At 69.3% G+C, this 25,907-nt stretch carries 17 protein-coding genes; 11 read left to right on the top strand and 6 right to left on the bottom strand.

Annotated elements, in window-relative coordinates; all coding sequences use genetic code 11:
• Positions 1 to 358 precede the first annotated feature (358 nt).
• Entirely contained in the window at positions 359 to 1,195 is an 837-nt protein-coding gene (locus tag QMK34_RS39220; RefSeq protein WP_326419869.1) for an alpha/beta fold hydrolase, read from the bottom strand.
• 394 nt (positions 1,196 to 1,589) lie between these two features.
• Here QMK34_RS39220 and QMK34_RS39215 point away from each other — a divergent pair, with 394 nt between their 5' ends.
• The 4 genes from QMK34_RS39215 to QMK34_RS39200 all read left to right on the top strand — a co-directional run bounded on the left by QMK34_RS39215 (position 1,590) and on the right by QMK34_RS39200 (position 9,623).
• Positions 1,590 to 2,186 (top strand): TetR/AcrR family transcriptional regulator, encoded by a 597-nt coding sequence (locus tag QMK34_RS39215; protein ID WP_326419868.1) that lies wholly within the window; start codon positions 1,590 to 1,592, stop codon positions 2,184 to 2,186.
• Positions 2,187 to 2,360: 174 nt separating this feature from the next.
• Positions 2,361 to 3,770 carry a M20/M25/M40 family metallo-hydrolase gene (locus tag QMK34_RS39210; protein WP_326419867.1) on the top strand — a complete coding sequence of 470 codons (1,410 nt, stop codon included), beginning with the start codon at positions 2,361 to 2,363 and terminating at the stop codon, positions 3,768 to 3,770.
• A 394-nt stretch (positions 3,771 to 4,164) separates the two neighbouring features.
• Positions 4,165 to 6,885: a helix-turn-helix transcriptional regulator gene (locus tag QMK34_RS39205; protein ID WP_326419866.1), complete on the top strand. Its 2,721-nt coding sequence runs from the start codon at positions 4,165 to 4,167 to the stop codon at positions 6,883 to 6,885.
• Complete coding sequence (locus tag QMK34_RS39200) at positions 6,882 to 9,623, top strand: helix-turn-helix transcriptional regulator (RefSeq protein ID WP_326419865.1); 2,742 nt, start codon at positions 6,882 to 6,884, stop codon at positions 9,621 to 9,623. The genes QMK34_RS39205 and QMK34_RS39200 overlap by 4 nt, the downstream gene beginning before the upstream one ends.
• Positions 9,624 to 9,655: 32 nt before the next feature.
• Here QMK34_RS39200 and QMK34_RS39195 read toward each other — a convergent pair whose 3' ends face one another.
• Positions 9,656 to 10,417, bottom strand: coding sequence for a DeoR/GlpR family DNA-binding transcription regulator (locus tag QMK34_RS39195; RefSeq protein ID WP_326419864.1), 762 nt, complete (start codon positions 10,415 to 10,417; stop codon positions 9,656 to 9,658).
• Positions 10,418 to 10,693: 276 nt separating this feature from the next.
• Here QMK34_RS39195 and pfkB (QMK34_RS39190) point away from each other — a divergent pair, with 276 nt between their 5' ends.
• Positions 10,694 to 11,632 carry a 1-phosphofructokinase gene (pfkB, locus tag QMK34_RS39190; protein ID WP_326419863.1) on the top strand — a complete coding sequence of 313 codons (939 nt, stop codon included), beginning with the start codon at positions 10,694 to 10,696 and terminating at the stop codon, positions 11,630 to 11,632.
• Between the two features lie 22 nt (positions 11,633 to 11,654).
• On the opposite strand, the gene QMK34_RS39185 is transcribed toward pfkB (QMK34_RS39190), so the two are convergent.
• From QMK34_RS39185 to QMK34_RS39175, 3 genes are all read right to left on the bottom strand, one after another.
• Entirely contained in the window at positions 11,655 to 14,393 is a 2,739-nt protein-coding gene (locus QMK34_RS39185; protein ID WP_326419862.1) for a helix-turn-helix transcriptional regulator, read from the bottom strand.
• Positions 14,394 to 14,577: 184 nt separating this feature from the next.
• Complete coding sequence (locus QMK34_RS39180; protein ID WP_326419861.1) at positions 14,578 to 17,430, bottom strand: helix-turn-helix transcriptional regulator; 2,853 nt, start codon at positions 17,428 to 17,430, stop codon at positions 14,578 to 14,580.
• Positions 17,431 to 17,918: 488 nt separating this feature from the next.
• Positions 17,919 to 18,695 carry a thioesterase II family protein gene (locus tag QMK34_RS39175; RefSeq protein ID WP_326419860.1) on the bottom strand — a complete coding sequence of 259 codons (777 nt, stop codon included), beginning with the start codon at positions 18,693 to 18,695 and terminating at the stop codon, positions 17,919 to 17,921.
• A gap of 1,213 nt (positions 18,696 to 19,908) precedes the next feature.
• On the opposite strand from QMK34_RS39175, the gene QMK34_RS39170 reads away from it, so the two are divergent.
• Positions 19,909 to 20,601 carry a helix-turn-helix transcriptional regulator gene (locus QMK34_RS39170; protein WP_326419859.1) on the top strand — a complete coding sequence of 231 codons (693 nt, stop codon included), beginning with the start codon at positions 19,909 to 19,911 and terminating at the stop codon, positions 20,599 to 20,601.
• Between the two features lie 98 nt (positions 20,602 to 20,699).
• Here the strand turns inward: QMK34_RS39170 and QMK34_RS39165 are convergent, their stop codons facing one another.
• Entirely contained in the window at positions 20,700 to 21,461 is a 762-nt protein-coding gene (locus tag QMK34_RS39165) for a DeoR/GlpR family DNA-binding transcription regulator (protein ID WP_326419858.1), read from the bottom strand.
• Positions 21,462 to 21,755: 294 nt separating this feature from the next.
• Between QMK34_RS39165 and pfkB (QMK34_RS39160) the strand changes: the two genes are divergently transcribed.
• From pfkB (QMK34_RS39160) to QMK34_RS39140, 5 genes are all read left to right on the top strand, one after another.
• Positions 21,756 to 22,700 carry a 1-phosphofructokinase gene (gene pfkB, locus QMK34_RS39160; protein ID WP_326419857.1) on the top strand — a complete coding sequence of 315 codons (945 nt, stop codon included), beginning with the start codon at positions 21,756 to 21,758 and terminating at the stop codon, positions 22,698 to 22,700.
• Between the two features lie 142 nt (positions 22,701 to 22,842).
• Entirely contained in the window at positions 22,843 to 23,937 is a 1,095-nt protein-coding gene (locus QMK34_RS39155; protein WP_326419856.1) for a PTS mannitol transporter subunit IICB, read from the top strand.
• Positions 23,938 to 23,977: 40 nt separating this feature from the next.
• Complete coding sequence (locus QMK34_RS39150) at positions 23,978 to 24,286, top strand: PTS lactose transporter subunit IIB (protein WP_326419855.1); 309 nt, start codon at positions 23,978 to 23,980, stop codon at positions 24,284 to 24,286.
• Positions 24,267 to 24,731: a PTS sugar transporter subunit IIA gene (locus QMK34_RS39145; RefSeq protein ID WP_442785317.1), complete on the top strand. Its 465-nt coding sequence runs from the start codon at positions 24,267 to 24,269 to the stop codon at positions 24,729 to 24,731. The genes QMK34_RS39150 and QMK34_RS39145 overlap by 20 nt, the downstream gene beginning before the upstream one ends.
• The gene (locus QMK34_RS39140; protein ID WP_326419853.1) at positions 24,728 to 25,783 is read left to right on the top strand and encodes a zinc-dependent dehydrogenase; all 1,056 of its coding nucleotides are present in this window, start codon (positions 24,728 to 24,730) and stop codon (positions 25,781 to 25,783) included. Before QMK34_RS39145 ends, QMK34_RS39140 begins: the two co-directional genes overlap by 4 nt.
• Positions 25,784 to 25,907: the final 124 nt, after the last annotated feature.

The following is a 25,907-nucleotide window of genomic DNA, read 5'->3' as shown; positions in this document are numbered from 1 at the left end:
GATCCGCCCGCTCCACACCCTGCATGACACTATTCTCCCAGCTCAGCATGCCATTTCAAGGAGACACGCCGATTATTCAGCAGCCTCCTAGGCACCAAACTGGACGACATGACATCAGTTTCCGGACACCTTCTCAGACTTCGGTCACGACTGCGACACTGTCCGAAATAGGCAGTGGCAGCGGTGTGGCCTTCGGCAGTTTGAGAACGATCCCGCGGGTCGGTGGCTCGACGCTGCCGGACTTGAGCCGGTATCCGATCGTCGCTTCGCCGCGAAGGCGGGCCGTCTCGATGCGGTAGCGAAGCCGACCGGGCTTCGCAAGGCCCAGGGTAGAGCCGATACCGCGAGCACCAGCCACCTAGGCGCGGGCCAGCGTCCTGGACAGGAACGGCAGGGCCAGCGCGACAACCTGATCAGGCGTCTGGACGTGCGGGTAGTGCCCGGCGCCCTCGATGACCACCAGTTCACCGAGACCCCGGGGAAGGGCGGCGATGATCTTCTCACCCTCGGCGCGCGGGTCGGCCCAGTCGGGGTCGTCGCTGCCCTCGATGACCAGGACCGGGCAGGTGACCTTGGGCAGCTGCGTACCGGCGTCGCCAGGGTTGGACTTGCACATGGCTTGCAGGGCCTTCATCCGGCCAGGTTCGCTGAGCTTGGCCTCGATGCGGGCCAGCTCGTCGTCCCAATCCGCGGGCTTGACCGGCATCGCCACGTCGAGGTACTTCGTCCAGTTCGCCAGGCTTCCCTTCACGATGACCTGCGCCATCTGGAGGTAGCCGGCTCGGAAGCGCTTCACCCTCAGCAGTCCGCCGAGGTCGAAGGACTGTGCGCTGGTGAACGGTGCCAACTCGATGACTCCGGTGACCAGATCGGGCTCGGTGGCGGCGGCGATGGTCGCGGCGCCGCCGCTGATCGACTGGCCGATGATCACGGCGGGGCCGCCGAGGTGGCGCACGACGGCGACCAGATCGCCGGCGATGTCGGTGCGGCTGTAGCCGTCCCAGCCGAGGCTGGAGTCACCACAGCCGCGGATGTCGACGTTCGCTACCCGGTAACCCTGCGCGACCAAGGCCGGGGCGAGGAAGCGGTAGGAGTGGCGGCTGTCGCCGATGCCGTGCGCCAGGACGACGAGGGGTCCCTGTCCGGTCACGTCGTAGGCGATCGTGTTGCCGCCGATGCTCAGGGTTTCGGTCATCGTGTCCTCCAAAACCATGGCTAATTGAATTAGCCAGAAGCTAAGCAGTTTAGCCAATGGCTGTCAATGACCGGTGAGCGCACGACCGCACCGATCACCACGAGTGGCATGACGGCCACTCGGTCGGGCGGTCCTGGTCCAGCAAGGGTGGCATTCCTCCGATCGCCCGGTACGGCGATTCGTCGTTCCTCTTCGGTGGACCCGAACACCTGGGGTCGTTCGTCCAGGTCGGTGATGGTGGTCGTTCTTGACCGGGCGAGCCGGGCGGCAGAGCCGCGATGCCGCCGGATTAGGCCGGGCCTGAGATGATCGAGGGGGTGCGGGACGCTGCCCGCACGTCCATTACCGCGACGAGGTGGTCTCCTGATGTTCGGTTTCCGGCAGGCGAACGTCCATGCCTAGGGCAGGCCTCGCCCCGGCCGCGGTCATCACGGCCGGCGCGGCGCTCGCCGACGAGGTCGGCTTTGAAAGGCTGACCATGGGCCTGCTGGCCAAGCGAGTCGGCGTCCGGACACCATCGCTCTACAAGCACATCGACTCCCTGGACGCCCTCCGCCGCGGCATCTCCATCCAGGCGAAACGCGAACTCGGCGACACACTGGCCAGTGCGGCCGCCGGCAAGTCCGGCCCGGACGCCGCCCACGCGTTCGCCGACGCCTACCGCCGCTGGGTCCTCGACCACCCCGGTCGCTACGCTGCCTCCGTCCGCGCACCCCCGGCCGATGACGAGGAAGACCGCCACGCCAGCAACGAAGCCCTGCAAGTCCTCCTCGACGTACTCGCCGGCTTCGGACTTCATGGCGCTAGCGCGATCGACGCCGCCCGCGCGCTGCGATCGGCGGTGCACGGGTTCGCCAGCCTCGAGAGTGCCGGTGGCTTCGGACTGCCCCGCGATGCCGACCGCAGCTACCGTTTCCTCATCGACGCCCTGATCACCGGCCTGAAGGCCGACCGGCACGGCCACTCCACACCTTCCGCGGGACCGGCCTGATCGGCCCACGCCCGGTGCTGCCCGAAACCCGTCCAACCGTCCGCCGGAAGTAGTCGCGCTCGCGGCCGACCAGCTCACCTGAATGCCGCCATTTCGGGGTTGGTCAGTCCTGACGGATCAGGACGCGACGATCGGCCCTGGACGGCGGCACCGGATCGGCGTAGGACGATCCTTATGGGACAACAGCGGTCCAGGCGAATTTTTCTCTCCACCACGGCCGCGGCGGTGTCGGCCGCCGCGCTCAGCGCGACGCCCGCGCGCGCCGAGGACGGGATCGGGCAAGAGGCCGATCGCGGAGTGCCGCGGCAACGACCTGATCGGGAGTTACGTGCCATCCTTGGCGAGATCGACGAGGGCCGGATCGAGGCGACGGTAAGGAGGCTCGCGGCGTTCGGCACACGGCACACCCTGTCCACGCAGGATGACCCTGTCCGAGGCATCGGTGCCGCCCGTGACTGGATCTTCGCCGAACTGCGCGGCATCGCCGAGCGTTCCGATGGCCGGATGACCGTCGAACTCCAGTCCTACGTCCAAGGCCCGGCGTCACGGATCCCGGTGGCCACCCGGATCACGAATGTCGTCGCCACCTTGAAGGGTGCGACGTCACCTGAACGGGTGTACGTCGTGTCGGGCCACTACGACTCGCGGTGCTCCGACGTCATGGATGCCACGAGCGACGCACCCGGGGCCGACGACGACGCGTCCGGGGTCGCGCTCGCGCTGGAACTTGCCCGAGTGCTGAGCAGGCGCCCAACAGGCGCGACGCTCGTCTTCGCGGCGTTAGCCGGAGAAGAACAGGGGCTCTACGGTGCGCGTCATCTGGCAGAGCAGTTCAAAGCCGCCGGCGCGGATCTCCAGGCGATGTTCACCAACGACATCATCGGCTCGAGCAAGGCGGACAATGGTGCCCGCGATCCGCATACCATTCGGCTGTTCGCCGAGGGGGTTCCGTCGTCGGAGACCCCGCAGCAGGCGAACGTGCGGCGCTCAGTCGGCGGCGAGAACGATTCGACGTCCCGGCAGCTGGCCCGCTTCGTCCGTACGGTGGGGGAGAACGAGAGCACCGGCATGACCGTGCGGGTGATCTACCGCCGCGACCGGTATCTGCGCGGGGGCGACCATATCCCCTTCCTGGAACTCGGCTATCCGGCGGCGCGTTTCACCGAGCCGAACGAGGACTTCGCCCACCAGCACCAAGATGTCCGGGTCGAGAACGGCAAGCAGTTCGGCGACCTGCCCGAGTTCTGCGACTTCCCGTACATCGCGCGGGTCGCGCGGGTCAACGCGGCGGCCCTGTGGTCCCTGGGTAACGCGCCCGGCACTCCGAAGGGTGTCCAGGTGCGCACCGATCAGCTCACCAACCAGACAAACCTGGTGTGGCAGCGGGCGACCGAGCCGGGACTCGCGGGCTACGAGGTCCTGTGGCGGGAGACAACGGCGCCGGAGTGGACACACGTCATCGAGGCCGGCGATGTCACCTCCGCGACAGTGAACCTGTCCAAGGACAACGTGTTCTTCGGCATACGGGCCGTCGGTACCAACGGTCTCCGCAGCCCGGCCGCCTTCCCTGCTCCCGCGACGTGATCGACTCGCCCGGTCAGGCGGGGTGGTGGGCTGAGCGCGGCCCACATGACGCGGGAGAAGCGCCGGCAGGTCTTGGTGGCGCTGAAGTCACGATGGGCTTCATTGGCGGTCGAATTGACCGCAGCCGAACGAGTGAGGCTGGGGGATTGGTTCCCCTGTCGGCGGCCAGATGAGACTGGCGCTTAGGGGTCTTTGCCCCGAACAGATGATGAACATGCCCACGTAGGTGGCTGCGACCCAAAAGCAGGCTGAACCTGCCCGAATGGTGGTAGCTCAATATTCCTGTCAACACCGTGCCCATCAGTGCAGGGTCCTTGCCCTTTTGACGCCGATTTGCGTCCCGGTCCACTTTTGCTGGTAGACCATGGGCATTCGCAGGGTTGGGAGGCCCGTCGTGTCGCATCGTCACACGGAAGCCGGTCCGAACCTGGTCGGACGTTCAGCTGAACTGGCGGTGCTGGCCGCCGCTTTCGCCGCCGCGCGTGGGGGTTCCGCGCAGCTGATCATCGTGCGCGGGCCCTCGGGGATCGGGAAGACCGCGTTGCTGGGCCGAATCGGCGGCGAGGGAACCATTCTGCGGACCGTCGGTGACCGAGCCGCCTACTCGACGGTTCGGGCTCTGCTGGGGCTCGATCCTGGACACCCGTTACCGGACGACGAGTACGAAGCGTCGCAAGAGCTCTACCGTCTCGCGCTCGATCTCCTCGGCGAAGCACCGTTCGTCCTGGTGGTGGACAACGCCGACCGCTGCGACGACAAGTCGTTGCGCTGGTTGGAGTTCCTCCTTCGCCGGGGCGCGGACCTGCCGCTCATGATAGTGCTGGCCGAGTGCGCCGACGGCCCGGTCCCGTATGACCGGCGGCTGGCCGCGGTCACCGCCGCCGGTCGCGCGCACGTGATCGAACCGGCTCCGCTCGGCCAGGCCGACATCGCCGACGTGATCCGGCGGGAACTGCGCCGGTCCCCGGCCGCGGGTTTCACTGTCGCGTGCGCCAAGGCCACCGAAGGCAATCCGCGTTCTCTGCTCCGCTTGCTCGCCGAGGTCCGCGAGCAGGGTGTGCGGTCCGATGAGGCGGGCGCGCCCCGTGTCGCCGAACTGGGCAGTGGCCTGGTCCGCGCGGCGGTGCGGGAGCGGCTGGCCCGGTGGCCCGAATCGCTCCGGCGGGTCGCCCGCGCCGCAGCGGTGCTCCAGGCGTTCGACCCGGAGCTGGTGTCGAGCCTCTCGGTCATGCCGATACCCGCGGTCATCGCCGCTTTCGACGTCCTCAAGGGATACTCCGTTCCGGGAGCCGGTGACGAAAGTCGGCAACTCGACGTCCTCTCGGCCGTGCTCGACGAACTCACCCCCGTCGAGCACGCCGCGTTGAGGCGGCGTGCGGCGCGCATCCTGAACGACGCGGGGGAGCCCATCGAGCGCGTCGCGGAGCAGCTCCTCGCGCTGGACACGCTGGACGAGCCGTGGATGCGGGGGGTGCTGGCCTGCGCGGCCGGTGTCGGCTGGAGTGGGGCGCTCCCCTTCGCGCTGCGCTGCCTGGCCCGGCTGGTCGAGACCGCTCCCGAGGACGTCGACGCGCGCGTGGACCTAGCGGCGGCCCTGGTCGAGGTGGACCCCTGGCGGGCGGCGGCGCTGCTGGAAGAAGCCCTTCCGTGGGTACGTGGTCCGCACCGCCGGGCGGTGGTCGCCGAGCTGCTCGGTGCGATTTCCCTGACGGTGCCTGGTGTCCGGCCGCCGGCGGTGGTGCTTTCCGAAGCTCTGGCCGCACTCGGCACCGGTGGTGACGGAGCCGAGACGGCGGACGAGTTCGAGGTGCGCGTGCGTTTGGAGGCGCTGATGCGGTTGCGGGGGAGCGGCTCGCTCGCCGTGCTCCGGGAGCGGCCCCGCGACCTGCCCGGTGACACCCCCGCCGAACGCCAGGCGTTGGTGGCGCAGGCCCTGCTCGTCACGATGCGCGGAACGTCGGCGGCCGTCGCCGCCGATTTCGCGCGTCGCGCGCTGAGCGGCCCGCAGCCGACGACCGGTTGGACCGCCGCGGCCGCCGCGGCCGTGCTGTTCCTCGCCGACGAGTTCGATGAGGCGATCGCCGGGATCGGTAAGGCGATCATCAGCGGCGGCAGGCGCAACGCGCCGTGGACCGAGCTGCTGGCGTTGAGCACGAAGGCGTGGATCCTGGCCGGTGCGGGGGAGATCACCGAGGCCGCGCTCGACATCACGGATGCGGTCGAGATCGCCGACCGCGCGCCGTGGGGCCCGAAGACGACCTTGCACCTGTCGACTTACGCGCTGGTGCTGTTCAACCAGGGTGACGTCGACCGGGCCGAGGCCGTGCTCGACAAGGTCGAAAAAACGCGCCGTGACGGCGTTTCGCCGGACGAGCACTACTTCCTGCTGGGGAAGTCGGCGGTGGCGTGGTTCCGGCAGGACCTGGATTCGGCGCTGGCCCACGCCTTGCGCTGCGGCGAACTCCTTGACGACGCCGGGATCAGCAACCCGGTGTTCGCCCCATGGTGGCTGCACGCGGCCACCTTGATGGCTCGGATGGGACGTGCGGGCGAAGCCGTCGGGCTGGTCGAGCGGGGCGAGGAGATGGCGAGGCGCTGGGGCACCGCGCGAGCCTCCGGGCTCGTCCTGATGGCCAAGGGGACTATCACCCGCGGTCCGGGGGCGCTCGACGTACTCACCGAGGCCACCGAGTTGCTGGCCGGTACCGCGGCGAAGTCCGACCACGCGCGGGCCGAGGCGTTGCTGGGCATGGCGTTGCTCCGCGCACAAGATCTGGTGGCGGCCAGGGAACATCTCCGTCGTGCCGTCGACCTCTCGGTCCAGCACGGCGGCTGGGCGTCGGCGACGACCGCCAGAGACCTCCTCCTCGCGGCCGGCGGCCGGATGCCGCAGGTCACCGGGGACCGGGTCGACCTGCTCACCGGACGGGAGCAGAAAGTGGCCCGGATCGCCGCGCGCGGGGCGAGCAACTCCGAAATCGCCGACGTTCTCTCGGTCACCCTGCGCACCGTGGAGGTCCACCTGACCAGCGTCTACCGGAAACTCGGCGTGCTGAACCGCGCCGACCTGGCACCGTTGTTCGAGGCGGACAAGGTCCAGGCGGAAGGCCGATGACGATGCTTGAACCCACGCCCGAACGCATGCTCGAACGCGAAGCCGACCTGGCCGTGCTGAACCGGGCGTTCGGCGAGGCCGGGGTGGGCGCCGGTTCGGTGGTCCTGATCAGCGGGCCGAGGGGATCCGGGAAAACCGTACTGCTGGACGAGCTGGCCGGGATGGCCGTGGCTTCAGCGGGAACCCGCGTGCTGCGGGCCGCGGGCGCAGAGCCGGAACGGGGCTTTCCGTTCGGGATCGTGCGCCAGCTGTTCGGGAAGCTCTGGCCCGCGCGGGCCAAGGAGATCGCGCTGGGCTCACTGCTGGAAAACCTCGGCGACGAGCGCGTCACCGTGCTGCTGATCGACGACCTGTGCTGGATCGACGCCGAATCCGCCGACCTGCTCGGCAGGCTCGCCAAGCGGCTGAGCGGACTGCGGGTGGTGATCGCCGGAACGGTCGGGGACAACGGGCACAGCTCAGGTCAGGCACTCCGGCGGGGGCTCACCGCGGCGACCTACGAGGTGCGCGCGGCGAACCTTTCGGTGGCCGGCACGGCGCATTTCACCGCCAGGTGGCTCAGGAAAAGCTGCGACGCCGGGTTCGCGGCCGCGTGCCAGGAGACCACAGGCGGAAACCCGGAGCTGCTCACCGTGCTGATGGGCGGCCTCGTCGCGGCGGGCGTCCGGCCGACGGCGGCCAACGTCGACCGCGTCCGGACACTGAGCGAGGAGCTGCTGCTCGCACCGCGCCTGGCCTGGCTCGAGGACGCCGGGGACGCCGCGCGCGAACTGGCCGGCGCGATGGTGGTGCTCGGCGACGAGGTCGCCCCGGAGCTGCTCGGCAGGCTCACCGGGCTCGACCAGGTCGAGGTCTCGGAAACCCAGCTGACACTGGAAAGTCTCGGCCTGGTGGTGGACGGGAAGCCACCGCGGTTTGCCTGCTCCAGCGTCCGGCAGGCCGTCGCGGGCTCGCTGTCCGCCGAGCGGCACGACAGGCTGCATCGTGCGGCGGCACGCGCGCTGCACGATGCCGGGTCCTCCGCCGAGGTGGCGGCCGAACACGTGCGCGCGATGGCCGGTGAGCTGGACCGCTGGGAGGTCGACGTCCTGCGCCAAGGGGCGGCGATGAGCGTGCGGCGCGGCTGCCAGGAGGACGCTGTGCGCTACCTGCGCCGCGCACTGCTCAACGTGTCCGGCAACGAGCCCGAGCGGGCGCGGCTGCTCGTCGGGATAGCGGTCGCCGAGCGCGGGTTCGACTCGGCCTCGTCGGTCCGCCATCTGTGCCAGGCCATGCCTTCGCTCGACACGCTCGGCGAACGCGCGGCCGCGGCGGTGCTGATCTCGCCGGCCGCGATCCGGGCCAGCCCGGCGGTCGCTCGGGTCGCCGCCGAGGTCGCGGCCGAACTCGGCGATCCGGCACGCGTCGGCGGGCCGACCCGGGACGCCGCGGTGCGGCTGGCCGCGCGTCTGCGTCACGTCCGGTTGGAGAGCCCGCGGGAGGTCTCCGTCACGACCGGCTTGCTGCTGGGGCACGGCCGGGACCTGCCGCTGTCCACGGGTGCGGACCGCGAACTGGCGGTTGTGCTCCTTCGCGCCGGGATGGTCTCCTCAGCTTTGCCCGCGGCCGAGGTGTCCAGGCTGGGGCGCCGGATCCTGGAGCGCGAACCGGCGTCCTTCACCCACGTCTACACGGCTTTGACGTCGCTGGTGGAGATCCTGGTCGCGACGGATGCGGCCGAGGAGGTCGCGGGCTGGCTCGACATCGCGCTGGCACAGGCGCAGCGGCGGCAGGCCGTCGCGGCCGAATCGGTGATCCACGCCGAGCGGGCACTGGTGTTCCTGGCCACCGGGCAGCCCGCCAAGGCCCAGGCCAGCGCCGCACGGGCGGCCGAACTGGCCGACGTCGACTGGCCGGAGACCGCGGGGTCGTCGATGATCGCGCAGGCCTCGGTCGCGATCGCCACCGCTGACACGGCGCTGGGGGAGCGGGTGCTCGCGGCGCGGCAGTACGACCGGACGGATCCGCGCGGCAGCGCCGTCTTGCGCATGCTGCGAGGTTTCCTGGCCTCCGCGCGCGGTGAGCTGGAGACCGCTCTGGACCACTTCGCCGGTTGCGGACGACAGCTGGCGCGGGTCGGCTGGCAGAACCCCGCCTTGTACGGCTGGCAGGCTGGGGCCGCGGTGATCCAGTACCGCCTGGGGCACGGCACGGAAGCCGCGGCGCTTGCCGAGGAGCACCACGCGCTCGCCGAATCGTGGGGAGCGCCGGCGACGGTGGGGCGCGCGCTGCGGGTGTGGGGGATGGTCACCGGGGGCAGCCGGAGTATCGCCCTGCTCCGCGAGTCGGCCGAGGTCCTCGGCCGGTCGCCGGACCGGCTCGAGCTGGCCAAGGTGCTGGTCACGCTGGGCTGCCGGCTCGTCGAAACCGGCGAGCCGGACGGGCCGAAACACCTTTGGCAGGGCCAGGAACTGGCCAAGGCCTGCGGGGCGACCTGGCTGATCGAGGAGGTGGGGGCGCCCCCGAGCGGACCGATGTCCGGTTTCGCGGGCGGCCGGGGGGCGGCGTTGACCCCCGCCGAGAACACCGTCGCCGGGATGGCACTGCGCAGCCTGACCAACTCGGAGATCGCGGAGAAGCTCGGGGTGTCACGACGAGCGGTGGAGAAGCATCTGACCAACTCGTACCGGAAACTCGGCGTGGACGGCCGGGCCGGGCTCGTCGACTCGCTCGGCTCCGCACACGACGGACCGGCGTAGCTCGGCTGGCGAACCGGCCTTTGCGGGGTTCGTCAGGCGGTGATGACGGTCGGGCCGGCCGCGGCGATCTCGGCGGCGACCGCGGAGTCGATGCCGGTGTCGGTGATGAACGTGTCGATGTCGCTGAGGTTGGCGAAGCGGGCGAAGTGGTCGTTGCCGACCTTCGTGTGGTCCACGAGCAGCACGGTGCGCCGCGCGCTGGCGATCGCGGCGCGCTTGACCATGGCTTCGGCGGAGTCGGGGGTGGTCAGGCCGCGGTCGGCGGACACGCCGTTGGTCGCGATGAAGGCGACCTCGACGAAGGTGTCCTGAAGTGCCTGCAGGGCCCACGCGTCGACGGAGGCGAGGGTGCGGCTGCGCAGCCTGCCGCCGACGAGCATGACGGTCAGGTTGGGGCGCGTGGTCAGCGTCAGCGCGATGCTGACGGAGTGGGTGACCACGGTGAGCTCGCGGTCGGCGGGCAGAATCTCGGCCAGCCGCGCGGTCGTCGTACCGGCGTCGAGCAGGATCGTGCCCTCGTCGGGAAGTTCGGCCAGCGCGGCCTTGGCGATGCGCTCCTTCTCCGCCGTCATCACGCCCTCACGGGCGGCCAGTGCGGGCTCGAAGCCGAGTCTTTCCACCGGGATGGCCCCGCCGTGGACGCGCCTGAGCACCCCGTGGCGTTCGAGGACGGTGAGATCGCGGCGGATCGTCTCGGTGGTGACGGTGAACTCGTCCGCCAGCGCTGTCACGTCGACCCGGCCCTTGGCACGGGCGCGTTCGAGGATGATCTGCTGTCGTTCTTCGGCGTACATCTCCCCCACCTCTGGCCCTTCAGTTCGGTAGCGTGTGAGTTTATGTGGTTTTGCGCCTGACTGCAACATGACCGCACCGTGACCCCCGACTCCGGCGCCGGTCGGACCAGCCATTCCCACCTCGTCGCCGCGCTGAAGCGACTGATTTGCTAGGAGACAAGGCCTGATACTTGAAAACCAACGTGAAACCATGCAAAATCACCCGCAATACCGTAGAAAACCAAGCCCGAACCCATCGCTGTGGTGAGGGCCGAGACGTCCCGACCGGGGGTTGAAGTGATCGTCACCGTGACCGCGAACCCCAGCCTCGACCGGACGCTGGAAGTGGCCGGGCTGCGGCGAGGGCAGGTGCACCGCATCTCCGCCGCGCACGTCCAGCCCGGCGGCAAAGGGGTCAACGTCGCGCGGGCCCTGGTGTCCAACGGCATCCCGGCGCGCGCGATCATCCCGGCGGGCGGAGTCGAGGGGCAGCAGCTCATCGCGCTGCTGACCGATTACGACATCGAGGTGTGCCAGGCCCCTTCCACCGGTCCCGTGCGGATCAACGTGAGCGTGGTGGAGCCCGACGCGACGGTCACCAAACTCAACGAACCCGGCGCGGCGCTCAGTGAGACCGAGGTCGCCGCTCTGTTCGACGTGATCCTCGCGAACATCGCCGACGCTTCGTGGGTGGTGCTCGCCGGCAGCCTCCCGCCCGGGATCGACCCCGGGTTCTACGCCGAGGTCATCCGGCGCCTCGACGGCAAGGGGATCCGGGTCGCGGTGGACACCAGCGGTGCCGCCCTGTACGCGGCCGTCGCCGCCGGTCCCGCGCTGATCAAACCGAACCGCGAGGAACTCGAAGAGGTGGTCGGCCGGAAGCTGCCCACCGTCGCCGACATCGGCGAGGCCGCGAGGGAACTCCGTGGTTTCGGCGTCGAGACCGTGTTGGCCAGTCTCGGCGGAGACGGTGCGCTCCTGGTCGACGCCGAGGGCATGTGGCACGCCGAAGCGCCCGCTGTCGTCCGCAGTACGGTCGGTGCCGGCGACGCGACTCTCGCCGGTTTCCTCGCCGCCGGAGCCCACGGGGTTTCCGCCCTGCGCCAGGGTGTGGCGTGGGGCGCCGCCGCGGTTTCCCTGCCGGGAAGCACGATGCCCCGCCCCCGCGACATCCGCCAGGAGTCCGTCCGGGTCCGGGCGCGGATCGATGGTGGGCGGCTGCTCCAAGCCGGCTGATCGGGGCGTGGACGGACCCGCATCAGTCCGATGTGGACGAAGGATGTTCCATGGCCGCGGGCAGCGCGCCGCGGCCGGGCACGCCCAGCTTTCGGTAGACGTTGGTGAGGTGTTTTTCCACGGTGCGCGGGGTGATGCCGACCTGGTCGGCGATCAGCTGGTTGGTCAGCCCGCTCGCGGCCAGTTCGGCGATCTTGCGCTCCGCGCCGGTCAGTGTGCCGCGGGAAGCCGGTACCGGGGGCACTCCCGCGGTGGCGGGGACGAGCCACGACGCGTCGTGCTCGTCGGCGAGGCCAAGACCCTGTTCCCGTCGGCGATGGGAGCCTGCGGGATCGCTGTGCTCGAGGCGTTTTACCAGCAGTAGTCGCGTTTTCGCCTGCTCCTGCCGGTTGACCGAACCGTTGAGCACAGCGGCGGAACGCCGGAGTAGCTCGATGCCCGCGGTGCCTTCGGTGATGGTGCCCCAGACCCGCAGCGCGCGGCCCTGGCCCTGCGACGTCCCCCACTCGACCGTGCGGGCGTGCTCCTCTTCGATCAGCTCCTCGGCAGCCGCTCGCTGGCCGAGCCGGTGGTGCAGCAGCGCGGCCCAGCTCCGCCACGGCACCAGCTCGGGATTGCGCCACCCGGCGGCGTCGAGCTCCCGGCCGCAGGCGTGGAAGTACTCCAGCGCGACCGGATGGTTCCCGGTGGTGGCCGCGAGCCCGCCGCGCACGAGCTTGCCCAGCCACGACGTGCCACCGGCGTCGTATTCGCCGCAGCGGCTGAGGAACCGCGCGGCTGTCGTGGCGTCGCCGGTGCCCATCGCGGCGAGCACCAGCGCGTGCGTGCACCCTTCCGACGCGGACGAGAGCGAGGGGCCCGCCAGATCCAGTGCCAGCCCGGCGAGACTGGCCGCCTCGGCCGTCTTCCCCCGGCGCACGGCGATCAATGCCCGCTGCACGGTGACGAAAGCGCGGGCCGCCGGGGCGCTGACCCGACGTTCCTGGACGGTGACAAGGTCCAGCCAGGTGGTGGCCTGCTCCAGCGCGTCGGCGAGGATCAGCGACCGCACGACGAGCGGAGTCGCATCGTGCACCTGTTCCAGGGTGACCGGTTCGTGCCGGATGAGCCGTTCGCCCAGTTCGGTCACCCGCGCCGAACCGGTGCCCGACATCGTGGCGGCGAAGACCAGCGAGCCGACGAGCTCACGCTCACCGGCCGTGGCCAGCGGCGGATGCTCGCCGAGGCAGGCCAGCCGGTCGACGGCGTCGGCGAGGTCGGCCGGATCGCGATGGCGCGCGTATCGCACTCTGGCCTCGAGCTTGAGCGCGATTTCGCGGGACTCACCGGACAGTTCGGACGGATCACCGAGTTCGGCCCGAAGCCCTTCGAGCAGTTCCAGGGCCGGCCCCGGATGCCGGTCGAGCGTCAGCGGTTCGAGCCGGGCGGCCGCGCGGCAGCGGTCGAGGGTGGAGGCGAACAGCGGCAGGGCCTCGGACAGGTGCTGGGCGGACAGCGACGGATCGAAACGGCGCTGCGCGGTGGCCAGGTCGACCAGCAGTTCTGCCCGGCAGGCGTCGTCGGGAGGGCAGTTCAGCAGGGCACGCCGCAGGTACCGGGTGGCGGACTCGCAGTCGCCTCGCGCACTCGCCGCCCGCCCGGCAGTCCGCAGCACGTCGACGGCCCACGGTGCCGGGTCGTGGTCCACGTGCACCAGGTGGGCGGCGACGTCTTCGGCGGGGGAGTCGCAGCCCCGCAGCAGTTCGGCGAGCTTCGAGTGCAGTGCCGCCCACTGGCTGGTCGCCATCGACCGCTCGACGGCGTCACGGACCGCGTGGTGGAAGAAGTGGTGCGGGGGCACCGGACTCAGCAACCCGAGCCTGGCCAGCGAATCCGCGGCTTCCGCGCAGTCGGCCGGATCGAGACCGGCCAGGGCGCACAGCAGGTCGCGGCTGTCGCGCTCGCCGAGGACGGCCAGCGTGTGCGCGAACCGCCGGACGGGCTCGGGCTGTGACCGCAGGCAGGCCATGATGCGCTGGCGCAGCGCGGAAGGCAGAAGCAGGCGCGCGGCTTCGGCGTGTTCGGCGATCGGGTGGTAGCCGAGCTGGCGCAGTTCGGCCAGGATCGACATCAGGAACAGCGGGCGCCCGGCCGAGGTTTCGTGGCAGGAGCGGACGAAGCTGTCGTCGCCGGGCTCACCGAATTCCTTGGCGACAGCGAGTTTCGTGGCTACCGGCGACAGCGGGCCGAGGGTGAGGTTCCTGGTGGCGCGCCCCGCCATCTCACGGAGGGCGGGCCGGTCGCCGAGCGGGTCGCCCTCGCGGACCGTGACCACGACGACGATCGAGAGGTCGCTGAGCCGCTGGGTCAGCCGGTTGAGCCAGTCGAGTGAGGCGGTATCGGCCCAGTGCACGTCGTCGACCAGTACCAGCAGCGGGTTCCGCCCGCTCAGTTCCTGGACCAGTTTGTGCAGGTTCTCGAGGACCTGGTCTTCAGCCGTTTCGGAGAACGTCCGCCGGCGTGGCTCGGAAAGGGCGAGCAGCAGTGCGGAATCGAGGAGCTGGTGAACCACTCCGTAGGCGAAATCGCGTTCCGCCAGTGCGCAGCTGGCCTGCAGGGTCAGCACGCCTTCGCCGAGCGCGTGTTCCCGCACCGCGTGGATCAACTGGGACTTGCCCGCCCCCAGCGGTCCGCCGATCACGACGAGCTGACCGTGGCCGACCCGCGCTTGCCGTAGTGAGGCAGTCACCGACTCGATTTCGGGTTCCCGCTCGAGAAGCACGTCGTCCAGACTCCTCACGGACTTCGAAGGCGGTGGTGCGCCCAGTTTAAGGACGGGGGTGGTGGTTGTCGATCGATCGGCCGGTCGGCGCCCCCACCGTCATCGAAAGAAGTCAAGCGCATCGGGCGCCCATAAATCACTAGTGTTCCCGTCGGCGAACTGCCCGTCGTGGAACGCTTTTTTCTCAGCGCTCCACGGGTTTGCGCTCGAGGACCGCGCGCAGACCGGCGCGCCCGGTGACCTCGAGCTTGCGGTAGATCTTGGTCAGGCGGAGTTCGACGGTCCGCGTGGTGACCGAAAGCGAGTCCGCGATGTCCGCATTGGACCAGCCGGAGGCCGCCAGCGCGGCGAGGTGTTCTTCGGGCTGCGTAAGCATTCCCTCAGAGGAGCCAGGAGGAACGACGGCCGGGGCCGCCTGGCGGGAGGCGAGCAGTTCGGCCAGGTGCGCGACTCTGACCCGCAGCTTGTCCGCCCAGTAGAGGGAAGGCACGCCTTCGGCCTCGCGGAGCAGCGCCGCCGCCGCGTCGAGCTCGCCCGCGTCGATCCTGATCGCGGCCATGTCGGTCGCGGCGGCGGCGAAACGCAGCCGTGCCGGGGAATCGCGCAGCAGTCGCACCGCTTCCTCGAGGTCGTTCGTGACCCTGGTGCCGTCCAGCGCCCGCCAGGCGTTGAGGTGGGCGGAGCCGAGCACGCTCGGGGAACCCCATTCCTTGGCGAGCTGCAGCTCTTCGGTGACGAGCCGGAGCGCGGCGGTGACGTTGCCGCATCTGCGGTGGGCCGTGGCGGCGAGGACGCGCCAGCCCGCGATGGCCGGGTTCATCCACTGCCGGGTCGAGAGCACCCGGCCGGACTCCTGGAACGCCCGCAGCGCGGCTTCCGGTTTGCCCGTCGCCAGGTCGACCGCCCCGCGCGCGCACAGCAGATGTGCCCACCCGAGGCCGTGTTCGGCGTCCGGGAGCAGTTCCACCGCGGCCGCGCGCGCCGCGAGGTCGAGCTGCCCGCGGTCGAGGTTCAGCGCGATTTCGAGGGCGAGCAGGCCGGTCAGGGAGCGCGGGGACCAGCAGCTGAGCGGTAGCTGCGCCCTGGCGGCGACCAGGTCCTCGGCCGCCTCGTTCAGCCGGCCGCTCCGCCGGACCAACGCCGCTCGGGCGATGAGGGCCTGGGCGGCCGCCGCTCTGGCATCGCGGCGGCGGCCGTCGGCGAGCACCCGGTCCAGTCCGGCCAGCGCCTCTGCCGTGTCGTCGGCGTACATCAGTGCCGCGCACGCGGCCACGCGCGGGATCAGCGGGCGATCCCGGTCACCGTCCCGGCTCAACCCGAGGCGGGCGAGCGCGCGGGCCCTGGTCCGCCCGCGGCCGCGGCAAGCGAGCTGCCACGCCACGACCGCGGCCTGGACGGGGTCGGTGGGCAGATCAGGCAGCGCGGGCAACGAATCCGCGGGGAAGGCCGCTTCGCCGACGCTGTCGTCTTCGGCGAGTTTGCCCAGCGCGATCAGCGGGGCCAGAGCGGCCGGGTCGAGCTTCGGCCGCGCGCAGACGGCGGTGATCACCCGGCTGGTGCTCGGTGCGTCGCCGCGGGAAAAAAGCAGGTCAGCGGCATGAACGAGGAGCGCACCGTCGGAATCGCCATCCGGGGCGAGTAACACCTGCTGCAGCCGTCGATCACTTCCGTCCGGCGAATCCCGCAGTTCGGCAGCGGCCAGTTCGACCAGGAGACCTCGGCGCCGGGCGACGGTCAGCGGCTCGCGCAGCGCGCGGTAGAGCAGCGCGGACGTTGTCGCGTAGCGGCCGTCGGCGCGATGGCGCGCGACGGCTCGGCAGAGCGTTTCGACCACCCACGGCAGGCCGATCGGCGGGGTGTCGAGCAGGAGCCTGCCCAGTTCGACGTCGGCGATCGCCACGTGATGCCCGAGGTGGGCGGCACGGGTGGAAAGGTCATGGCGGACGGTGACCGGCATGCTCGCCAGCACCGTCTCCGCGATCTGCGCGGTGGCCGGGCGCGGGCCGCCGGACAGGGTCGCCAAGCCGTAGCTGACCAGCAGTCTGAGCGACTTCCCCGTCGGAGTGCTCTGCGGCGGGGCCAACATGCGCACGAAGTCGAAGTCGAGTCCATCGCCGCCGACGGCCATCGCGCGCAGCAGGGCCAGGGCGTCGGCAGGCAGGTCCTCGGTGAGATCTTCGAGGTATTGGGCCGTGGCCTCCGCGGCGCGAAGGGACAAAGCGGGCAGCTGGTCGGCGGCGGCCCGCGGCGCCGTCCGCGCGAACCGGTCCATCGTCGTGTTGAGGACGGAGAGGAGGCCTCCGGTGACGGTCAGCGCGTGCGCGACGAACTCCTCGTCGACCGGACCGGGACAGCCGGCGGCGATGACACCGCGGACTCCGGCGACGCTCAGCGGACCCAGATTCAGCACCCTGGCGGAAACGACTTGGCCGCCGTCGGCGGGCCAAGGCCCGTCGCATTGTTCGTCGTCGAGTTCGGGCGCGTCGCCCCGGACGGCGCAGACCAGCACGACGGGGGCGGAGTGCAGCCGGCGGACGAGCGAGCGGATCCACAGCCTGGACGCGGGGTCTGCCCACTGGGCATCGTCCACCGCGATCAGCAACGGCTGCTTTCGAGCCATGGCAAGGAATTCGTCACAACGCGCGGGGGCACCACCGGGCTGCTCCGACGGTGTCGGACGACGACTCGGCGTGAGCGCGCTGGTGAGCTGGGCGACCAGTCCGTAAGGGACCTCCGCCTCGGCGTGCGAGCACCGGAGTTGGAGCGTCCGGATCCCGGACATTTTGGCCAGTGCCAAGGTTCTTCGCAGCAAGGTGGTGCGGCCGGTCCCCGGTCTTCCGGTGACCGTGAGGACCGAAGAACGTCCCGAATCCAGCGAGGCGAGTGCGTCGCGGAGGACCTGTTCCTCGGCGGAACGCTCGACCAGGACCCCGCCGGGAAGGTCAACCTGCCTGTTCGGCGCAGGCGGAGCAGCGCGGTTCGCGGCCGGGATCACCCTTGCCAGGGCAGGGCGATCGGACACCCTCGGCTCGGACATGATCGACTCCCGTCCTGGAATTGTCGGCGCGCCGGTAGCGGGTGTTCAGTGCGCGAAGAGTCCGAAGAGGACCAGTCGGCTCAGGCCGGACGTCTCTCGCGTCCCCGGACTCCGATGTCCGGGGAGAGGCCGCCGCGCGGGGAAACCAACCGGGAATCGGGCGGGCCGCAAGTGGGCACGCCGCCGGTCGGGATGGTCAGGATCTGATCAGCGGTGTCGCCGTGATCACGCCCTTCCCTGCGTCTCCCGGCGGGGGGTGTGCCGGATGAGGCGCAACCCGTTCGCATGAACGGTGCAAAGTGCACTGTAGTAAGCACAATGTTGGTTTGCAACCCACATGACGTTGATATGGATGCTTTTGTCCGTATTCGGCGCCTGCGTTTGCTTGCGAAGGGGAAGTGTCGCAACCAAACGCGAATGTGATTCGCAACTGGCCGAACCGTCGTGATCGCACAGAGTGATCCCACTTGGCTGGTGTACTGGTGAGATCAGGCCTGGCTGGGCACTGGTGAAAGCTTTCCGAGTTCGGCCGCGATCTCACCGTTCACCGCGGACTGATGCTCGCTGAGAAAGAAGTGGCCGCCAGGGAAGGACTTCAGGCGGAAGTCCCCCGTGGTGTGGTCGCGCCAGGCTGCCGACTCGTCGAGGGTCGCCTTGGGGTCGGCGCGGCCCACGAGCACGGTGATCGCACAGCGCACCGTGACACGGGGGGCGCAGGCGTAGGTTTCGATCGCCTGGTAATCGCCCCTGATCGCGGGCAGCGCCATCCGCATGACCTCCTCGTCGCCGAACAACTGCGCGCCGGTTCCGTTGAGCAGTTTCAGTTCCGCGATGATGTGCTGGTCGTCCTGCCGGTGGACCTGCTCGTCGCGGCACGTCGCCGGTGCCCGGCGCCCGGACACGATCAGTGAACTGGGGATCGCCGCCCCCCGGTCTTCGAGGCGGCGCGCCACTTCGAACGCGAGCACGGCGCCCATGCTGTGGCCGAAGAACACCGTCGGCACGTCGGTCATCGACGTCAGCACCGCGGTGAGACGATCGGCGTAGCTCCCGATGTCGGTGATGAGCGGTTCGTGGCGACGGTCCTGCCGCCCCGGGTACTGCAGGGACACGACGTCGGTGTCCGCGGCGAATCGCTGGGCGAGAGGATGGAAGAAGCTGGCGGACCCGCCGGCGTGGGGAAAGCAGACCAGCCTCCGGTCTGCGTCGGAGGCCTTGGCATAGCGGCGGATCCACAGGCTCGGGTCGATGTCCTCGGTGGTCACGCTTCTTCCCTTCGGGGTGGTTTACGTGCGTTGCACAGACCGGCGTCCCGGTGACTCCGGGCGAGCCGATCGTCTTCTGCCCCTTGTCGCGGGAGGTATCGGGTTCGCTGGGGTCACCGGTGTCGAAGTAAAGCGGACCCGCGGCCTGGGAATGTCTAGACTTCCGCCCCCGGACAGTAAAGTGGGAAAACCACCAGAGTTCGTGCGCGGGTATTGACCAGGGGCCGCCTGCCGGTGATTACCTCGCGCGGCGGCGCTCCTGGCTGTCGCGCCGAGTGTCCGGAATGGACACTCGATGACCGGGAACCACGGGTATCTCCGGGTGGCAGCGGGCGTTGGCCGGTGGAAGCAGGTCACGCCCGGCGGGTGGAGGCTGTCGTGGACGCGCCGCATCGGCTCCACGATCGGCCCCCGGGTTCGCGGTCAGGCGTCGCCGATCGGCTACCCGTGCTACCCCGAGCTGTGCCGCGCCCGTCCTCTTGCTGGGCTCGGTCGACGGTACGGCCGGGCACCGCGCGGAGTAAACGAAGGCAAAACCATGCACAGGGGTTGCGAACCAACATTGATCCCACTATGGTCGGGTGGTAAGTGACGCATGAGAGTCAACCGCGTGCTCAGTGCAGTCGAGTTCACGAGGAGAGCGAACCGTTCGGCCGCCGCTCAGGTGGCGTTGCCGTGCTCGAATGATGGTCCGGTGATCGGTAGGGCATCGCGCGGATTGATGGTTCGCCACTCGCGCTGCCCGGTGTCCGTTCCCGGGCCCCTTTCCTTGACTATTTCCTGATTTCAGCCTGGATTCCACCCTGCCGTTGTCTTTATGTCGTGCGCGGCCTCCGGTGTTGAAAGTTAAATCTATATCAAGTGCCTTGCGAAGTGCTGCCGGATGCCATTCGCTTCGCCGCCCTCCGTGGCGCGACGCGGGTGGCCCCCCACCACGACTGGCCAGACAGTGAACACCTGGCTGTCGGACCGTTAACTGCAGAAGGCCTGGTCCAGGGCTTGGGTGCGCCGAGCGGGGGAGACCTTCAGGGTCACCGAACCCCACCCCCCGCACCCGAACCATGAGGCCCTCGGACCACAGTCTTTGGCTTTGAGCTTCGTCTATTGTTGACTCTCTTTGGTGACGACGCCCATAGTGTGCGAAGAACGACATGGGGTCCGTTCATCCGGTACGACAGGTCTTCAGATCATCGAAGAGAGGAATGGTCGTCGAATGAGTACAGACACCGCTACCACCTTGGTGCAACGGACGAGCAGTGCTGATTCGGAACCTCGCCGCGATGGCTTCACCGGCGTCTTTCGCTCGTTCTTCGACCGGTCGGGGATCTGCCTGGCGAGCCTGGACCCGCGACTGCGGGTGGTGGAGGCCAATGTTGACTTCTTCCGCCAGTTCGGCCGTTCGTCCTCCGAGGTGTGCGGCCACAGCTTCTACGACCTGCTGCACCCGAGCGTCCGGGAGAGGGTGGAGCAGCAGTTCGTGCGGTTGACCGAGGGCGGGCGGGCGCGGTTCGCCGAGCGGGTGCTCGCGGTGCGCCCCGGCGAGTCGGCGTTCAGCGGCGAGCTGACCGGGATCGCCGTGCACCGGGAAAGCGGCCAGGTCGAAAGCATCATGGTGCTCGTGCGCCCGGAGAAGTCCGAGCAGGACCCGCAGTTGCTGACCGGCCGCAAGAAGTTGCTGACCGCGATGGACGCTCGCATCCTCGAAGGCGTCGCCTCGGGTGTGTCGACGGTGCAACTCGCGGCGACGTTGTACCTCAGTCGCGGCGGTGTGGAGTACCACGTCAGCACTTTGCTGCGGAAGCTGAAGGTGTCGAACCGGCCCGCGCTGGTGTCGAAGGCCTTCTCGATGGGGATTTTCGCGGTCGGCTCCTGGCCTCCGCGGGTCCTGCCCGACTACGTCAAGTAGCGGGAGCAGGGGACCTCGTGCTCCTGAATTGTGCCGGTATGGCCGGGGCGACACCCCTGGCTGTCAGTAGGGGATGGGCCTGGGCGCCGGACGGCGTTTCAGGCGGTGATGACGCGGGGGCCCGCGTCCGCGATCTCGGCCGCCATCGTCTCGTCGAGGCCGACGTCGGTGATGAAGGTGTCGATGTCCTTCAGACCGGCGAACCGGGTGAAGTAGTCGTTGCCGACCTTCGTGTGGTCGGCGAGCAGGACGCAGCGGCGGCTGCTCGCGATCGCCGCTCGCTTGATCATCGCCTCCGCCGCATCCGGTGTGGTGAGCCCGCGCTCCGGCGAAACGCCGTTGGTCGCGATGAACGCCACTTCGACGAAGGTTTCGCCCAGCGCGTGCAGCGCCCAGGCGTCGACCGTGGCCAGCGTGCGGCTGCGCAGGCGTCCGCCCACCAGCATCACGGTGAGGTTCGGGCGCGCGGCGAGCATGAGGGCGATGTTGACCGAATGGGTCACGACCGTCAGCTCGCGGTCGCTCGGCAGTTCGTCGGCGAGTCTCGCGGTGGTGGTACCGGCGTCGAGCAGGATCGTGCCCTCGTCCGGAAGTTCCGCGAGCGCGGCTTTCGCGATGCGCGTCTTCTCCGGGGTCATCACGGACTCGCGGGCCGAGACGGCCGGTTCGAACCCCAGCCGCTCCACCGGGATCGCGCCGCCGTGCACGCGTCGCAGCACCCCGTGGCGTTCGAGGATGGTCAGGTCGCGCCGGATGGTCTCACTGGTCACGGCGAAGTAGTCGGCGAGCGCCGCGACGTCTACCCGGCCTCGGGCGCGAGCACGTTCCAGGATCGCCTGCTGCCGTTCCTCGGCATACACGGGTCGGCTCCTTCCGCGCTGGGCGGCATCGGATGTGCGGTTGTGTGGTGTTTGCAGCGTTGGCAACAACCTGTCTGCGTCGGATCACCAGATTCCTCTTGTTCTTCAACGATCTCCGTGGAACATGTGTGCGGAAGCAAATCGTGCAGAATCTTGCAAAACAACATGAACACAGGCAACATCACCCAAAGCCAATATGGCCCAGCGTCGAGCCGCCTGCCTGGCGTCCGCTCTGGGGCCGACGACGCGGAGCGCTGGACCTCACGGCGCTCGCTCAGGCAGAAGGTGGTGGAAGTGTTCGTAACCGTGACGGCGAACCCGAGTGTCGACCGGACCGTGGAGATCTCCGAGCTCGTCCGTGGTGGCCTGCATCGCGCGTCCGCTGTGCACGTGCACGCCGGCGGCAAGGGCATCAATGTGGCGAGAGCGTTGGTGCGCAACGGTCTCAAGGCCCGAGCCGTGGTGCTCGCCGGTGGGGTCGCGGGCGAGCAGCTCATCGCGCTGCTCGGCGACTACAGCATCGACGTCGTCCGGGTGGCGGCACTGGGCCCGGTTCGCAGCAACATCAGCGTCATCGAACCTGACGCCACCGTGACCAAGGTGAACGAGGCCGGCGCGCGGCTCAGTGCCGAAGAGACGCAGGCCTTTTCCGACGCCGTGCTGGACAACGTCTCCGACGCCTCGTGGGTGGTGGTCGCGGGCAGTCTGCCCCCTGGCATGACCGACGACTTCTACGCCGGCCTGATCCGCCTGCTCGGTCCGAGTGGGGCGAAGGTCGTGGTCGACACGAGCGGGCCCGCGTTGCGCGCCGCGGTGAAAGCCGGTCCCACCCTGATCAAACCGAACCTCGAAGAGCTCGAAGAGGCGGTTGATCATCCATTGTGGACATTGCGTGACGTGGTCGACGCCGCCAGGGAACTCCGGGCGCTCGGCGCCGGTGCGGTGCTGGCGAGCCTCGGCAGCAAGGGCGCGGTACTCCTTGAAGCTGACGGTGTCTGGCACGCCGAAGCCCCCGTCGACGCCCGCAGCACGGTTGGCGCCGGGGACGCCATGCTCGCCGGATTCCTGGCCGCGGGTGGTGAAGGCGTGAACGCGCTCCGCGCCGGCGTCGCCTGGGGAGCCGCGGCCGTTTCGTTGCCCGGCAGCATGATGCCCTGCCCCGAAGACGTGCGCTCCCATCCGGTCCAGGTCCACGAAAAGCTGGACTGGGATCGCCCGATCCGCGAAAAACCCCAGTAGGCCGCACCCGCGGTATCGCCGTACCGAAGAAATGCTGTATCGAAGAAATCTCCACAGGGTCTCCACCACCCCACTCCGCTGGCGAGTCCGAAGAGCGGCAGCGATCTCGATCACTCGAACTGAACGCTGGGAAGTGTCAATGATGACGAAGACACCTGTCGCACCGACGAAGTCGAGCCAAGCGCGAGTGGCGGCGCAGCGCTTCGGCGGCAAGCTCGCCGGCATGGTCATGCCCAATATCGGCGCGTTCATCGCGTGGGGGCTGATCACCGCGCTGTTCATCCCCGCCGGGTGGACGCCGAACGCCCACATCGCCCAGCTCGTCGACCCGATGATCAACTACCTGCTGCCCGTGCTGATCGGGTACACCGGCGGCCGGATCGTCCACGGCCAGCGTGGTGCGGTGGTGGGTGCGGTCGCGACGGTCGGCATCGCGGTCGGCGCGTCGATCCCGATGGTCCTCGGCGCGATGATCGTCGGCCCGCTGGCCGGATACCTGCTCAAGCTGTTCGACGAGCACGTCGGGCACCGCAGCGCACCGGGCTTCAAGATGCTGGTGGACAACTTCAGCGCCGGCATCATCGGCGGGCTGATGGCGGTGCTCGGCATGCTGGGCATCGGCCCGGTGGTGCAGTGGATCACCAGGGGCCTCGGCCACGGCGTGCAGGCGTTGATCGACGCGCACCTGCTGCCGCTGGTGTCGGTCATCGTCGAGCCGGCGAAAATCCTGTTCCTCAACAACGCGGTCAACCACGGCATCCTCGGCCCGCTCGGCGTCGCACACGGCGGCAAGGCCATCGAGTTCCTCATCGAGCCGAACCCCGGCCCCGGCCTGGGCATCCTGCTGGCGATCACGCTGTTCGGCAGCACCAGGGCCGCCCGCGCCACCGCGCCCGGCGCGATCATCATCCAGTTCCTCGGCGGGATCCACGAGATCTACTTCCCGTACGTGCTGGCCCAGCCGCGGCTGGTGCTCGCGGCGATCGCCGGTGGCGCCTCCGGTGTCCTGGTCTTCAGCATCACCGGCGCCGGTCTGACCGCGACGCCGTCGCCGGGCAGCATCATCGCCATCCTCGCGCTGACCCCGAGTGGCGGCTACAGCGGTGTCGTCCTCGGTGTCGCGGTCGCGGCCGGAGTGTCGTTCTTGGTCGCTTCGGCCCTGCTGAAGTTCGGCCGTGGCAAGGAAGAGATCGACAAGGTGAAGCAGGTCGCCAACGGCGGGACACTGCCGGTCTAGTGGGACAAGGTCGGCCCGAATCTCAGAGAGGAGAGAGTCGATGAGCACGATTCAAGGATCCGACATCAAGAAGGTCATCATCGCCTGCGACGCCGGGATGGGCAGCAGCGTGATGGTCGCGGCGCAGCTCGCGAAGCGCCTCAAGCCGTACAAGGTCAAGGTGGGGCACACCCCGGTCGACGAGATCCCGGACGACGCCGGACTCGTGCTGTGCCAGGAGGGTCTGGTCGCCAGGGCTCGCAAGGGTGGTTCGGACGCGGTGATCCTCGGCTTCCGGAGCTTCCTCGGCGACCCGGTGTTCGACCAGGTCGAGGCGGCCATCCGGGACGGTGGTTCCCTTGCCGACTAAGAACCTGCTGCTGGACGTTTCCGGTATCAAGCTGGGGCAGGCGGCGACGAGTCTGTCCGACGCCGTCGACCAAGTGGGCCGGACGCTGTTCGACATCGGCGCGGTGGACGCGGACTACCTGCCCGCCATGCACGAACGCGAGCGGTCGGTGTCGACCTTCATCGGTGAGGGTGTCGCGATCCCGCACGGCACCGACGAGGCCCGAAAGTACGTCCGGCGCACGTCGCTGGTGGTACTGCAATTCCCCGAAGGCGTGGATTGGGGCGGCAACTACGTGCGGATGTGCGTCGGGATCGCCGCCAGCGGCACCGAGCAGGTGGGCATCCTTTCCTCGCTCGCCAGGGTCCTGCTGGACGCCGATCTCGCCGCCCGGCTCCGCGAGGCCAAGGACGCCGAGACGGTGATCCGCATTCTGCAGTCGACGAACGAGGAGTCAGATCAGTGAAGGTTGCGCGCTTTTACGCACCGGGCGACATCCGCCTCGAAGAGGTGCCGGAGCCCTCGCCGAAGGCCGGTGAGCTGAAGATCCGGGTGCACAACACTTCGACCTGCGGTACCGACCTGAAGATCTTCCGCCACGGCCACCACCACATCGACCCGCCGCGCGTGATCGGCCACGAGATCGCCGGCGAGGTCGTCGAGGTCGGCGAAGGGGTCACCGGCTGGGAGGAAGGTGCCCGCGTCCAGGTCATCGCCGCCATCCCGTGCGGCGACTGCGCGGAGTGCGAACGCGGCCGGATGACCGTGTGCCCCCACCAGCTCTCCATGGGGTATCACTTCGACGGCGGTTTCGCCGAGTACCTGATCATCCCGCGGAACGTCCTCAAGGTCGACGGGGTCAACCGCATCCCCGAGGGACTGAGCTACGCCGAGGCTTCCGTCGCGGAGCCGTTCGCGTGTGTCCTCAACGGACAGACGCTGGCCGGTGTCGGCACTGGTGACGTCGTGGTCGTGGTCGGCGCCGGTCCGATCGGCTGCCTGCACGTCCGGCTGGCCCGCGCTCGCGGCGCGGAAGCCGTCTACCTGATCGAGCTGACCAAGTCCCGCCTCGACATGGCGGCGAACCTGGTCAAGCCCGACGCGGCCATCTGCGGTTCCGAGGTCGACCCGGTCGAAGAGGTGCTGAAGCTGACCGAAGGTCGCGGTGTCGACGTCGTCATCACGGCGGCGGCGGCGGGCAAGGCACAGGAGGACGGCCTCAGGATGGCCGCTCGCGGCGGGCGCATCAGCTTCTTCGGCGGCCTGCCGAAGGACAACCCGATCATCGCCTGCGACTCGAACCTGGTCCACTACCGCGAGCTGACCATCGTCGGTGCCAACGGTTCCAGCCCGCAGCAAAACAAGCAGGCCCTTCAGCTCATCGCCACCGGCGCGGTCCCGGTCGACGACCTGATCACGCACCGCCTGCCGCTGGACGGCGTCCTCGAAGCGATCCAGATCGTCAGCAGCGGCGAGGGCATCAAGGTCACCATCGAGCCCGGCCGCGTCTCCGCTTAGGGCGTGTCTCTCAATTTCCGATGTGCGCGCACGCTGGCCGAGTCGACCGACAGCAGTTTCTTTACACCAGCGTCCAGATCGGCGGTGCCGTGTCCCCGCTGGATGGCGGCAAGAACGCCCCGAC

The sequence above is a fragment of the Amycolatopsis sp. H20-H5 genome (genome assembly GCF_035828755.1).
Taxonomy (GTDB): domain Bacteria; phylum Actinomycetota; class Actinomycetes; order Mycobacteriales; family Pseudonocardiaceae; genus Amycolatopsis.
Note: the sequence above shows the minus strand (reverse complement) of the source record. Positions and strands in the feature narration are given on the sequence as shown.

Coding starts and splice junctions, on each gene's coding strand:
- QMK34_RS39170 (WP_326419859.1), top strand. CDS start 19,909: ATGAGTACAGACACCGCTACCACCTTGGTGCAACGGACGAGCAGTGCT.
- QMK34_RS39180 (WP_326419861.1), bottom strand. CDS start 17,430: ATGTCCGAGCCGAGGGTGTCCGATCGCCCTGCCCTGGCAAGGGTGATC.
- QMK34_RS39215 (WP_326419868.1), top strand. CDS start 1,590: ATGCCTAGGGCAGGCCTCGCCCCGGCCGCGGTCATCACGGCCGGCGCG.
- QMK34_RS39210 (WP_326419867.1), top strand. CDS start 2,361: ATGGGACAACAGCGGTCCAGGCGAATTTTTCTCTCCACCACGGCCGCG.
- QMK34_RS39220 (WP_326419869.1), bottom strand. CDS start 1,195: ATGACCGAAACCCTGAGCATCGGCGGCAACACGATCGCCTACGACGTG.
- QMK34_RS39195 (WP_326419864.1), bottom strand. CDS start 10,417: ATGTACGCCGAAGAACGACAGCAGATCATCCTCGAACGCGCCCGTGCC.
- QMK34_RS39200 (WP_326419865.1), top strand. CDS start 6,882: ATGACGATGCTTGAACCCACGCCCGAACGCATGCTCGAACGCGAAGCC.
- QMK34_RS39155 (WP_326419856.1), top strand. CDS start 22,843: ATGACGAAGACACCTGTCGCACCGACGAAGTCGAGCCAAGCGCGAGTG.
- QMK34_RS39150 (WP_326419855.1), top strand. CDS start 23,978: ATGAGCACGATTCAAGGATCCGACATCAAGAAGGTCATCATCGCCTGC.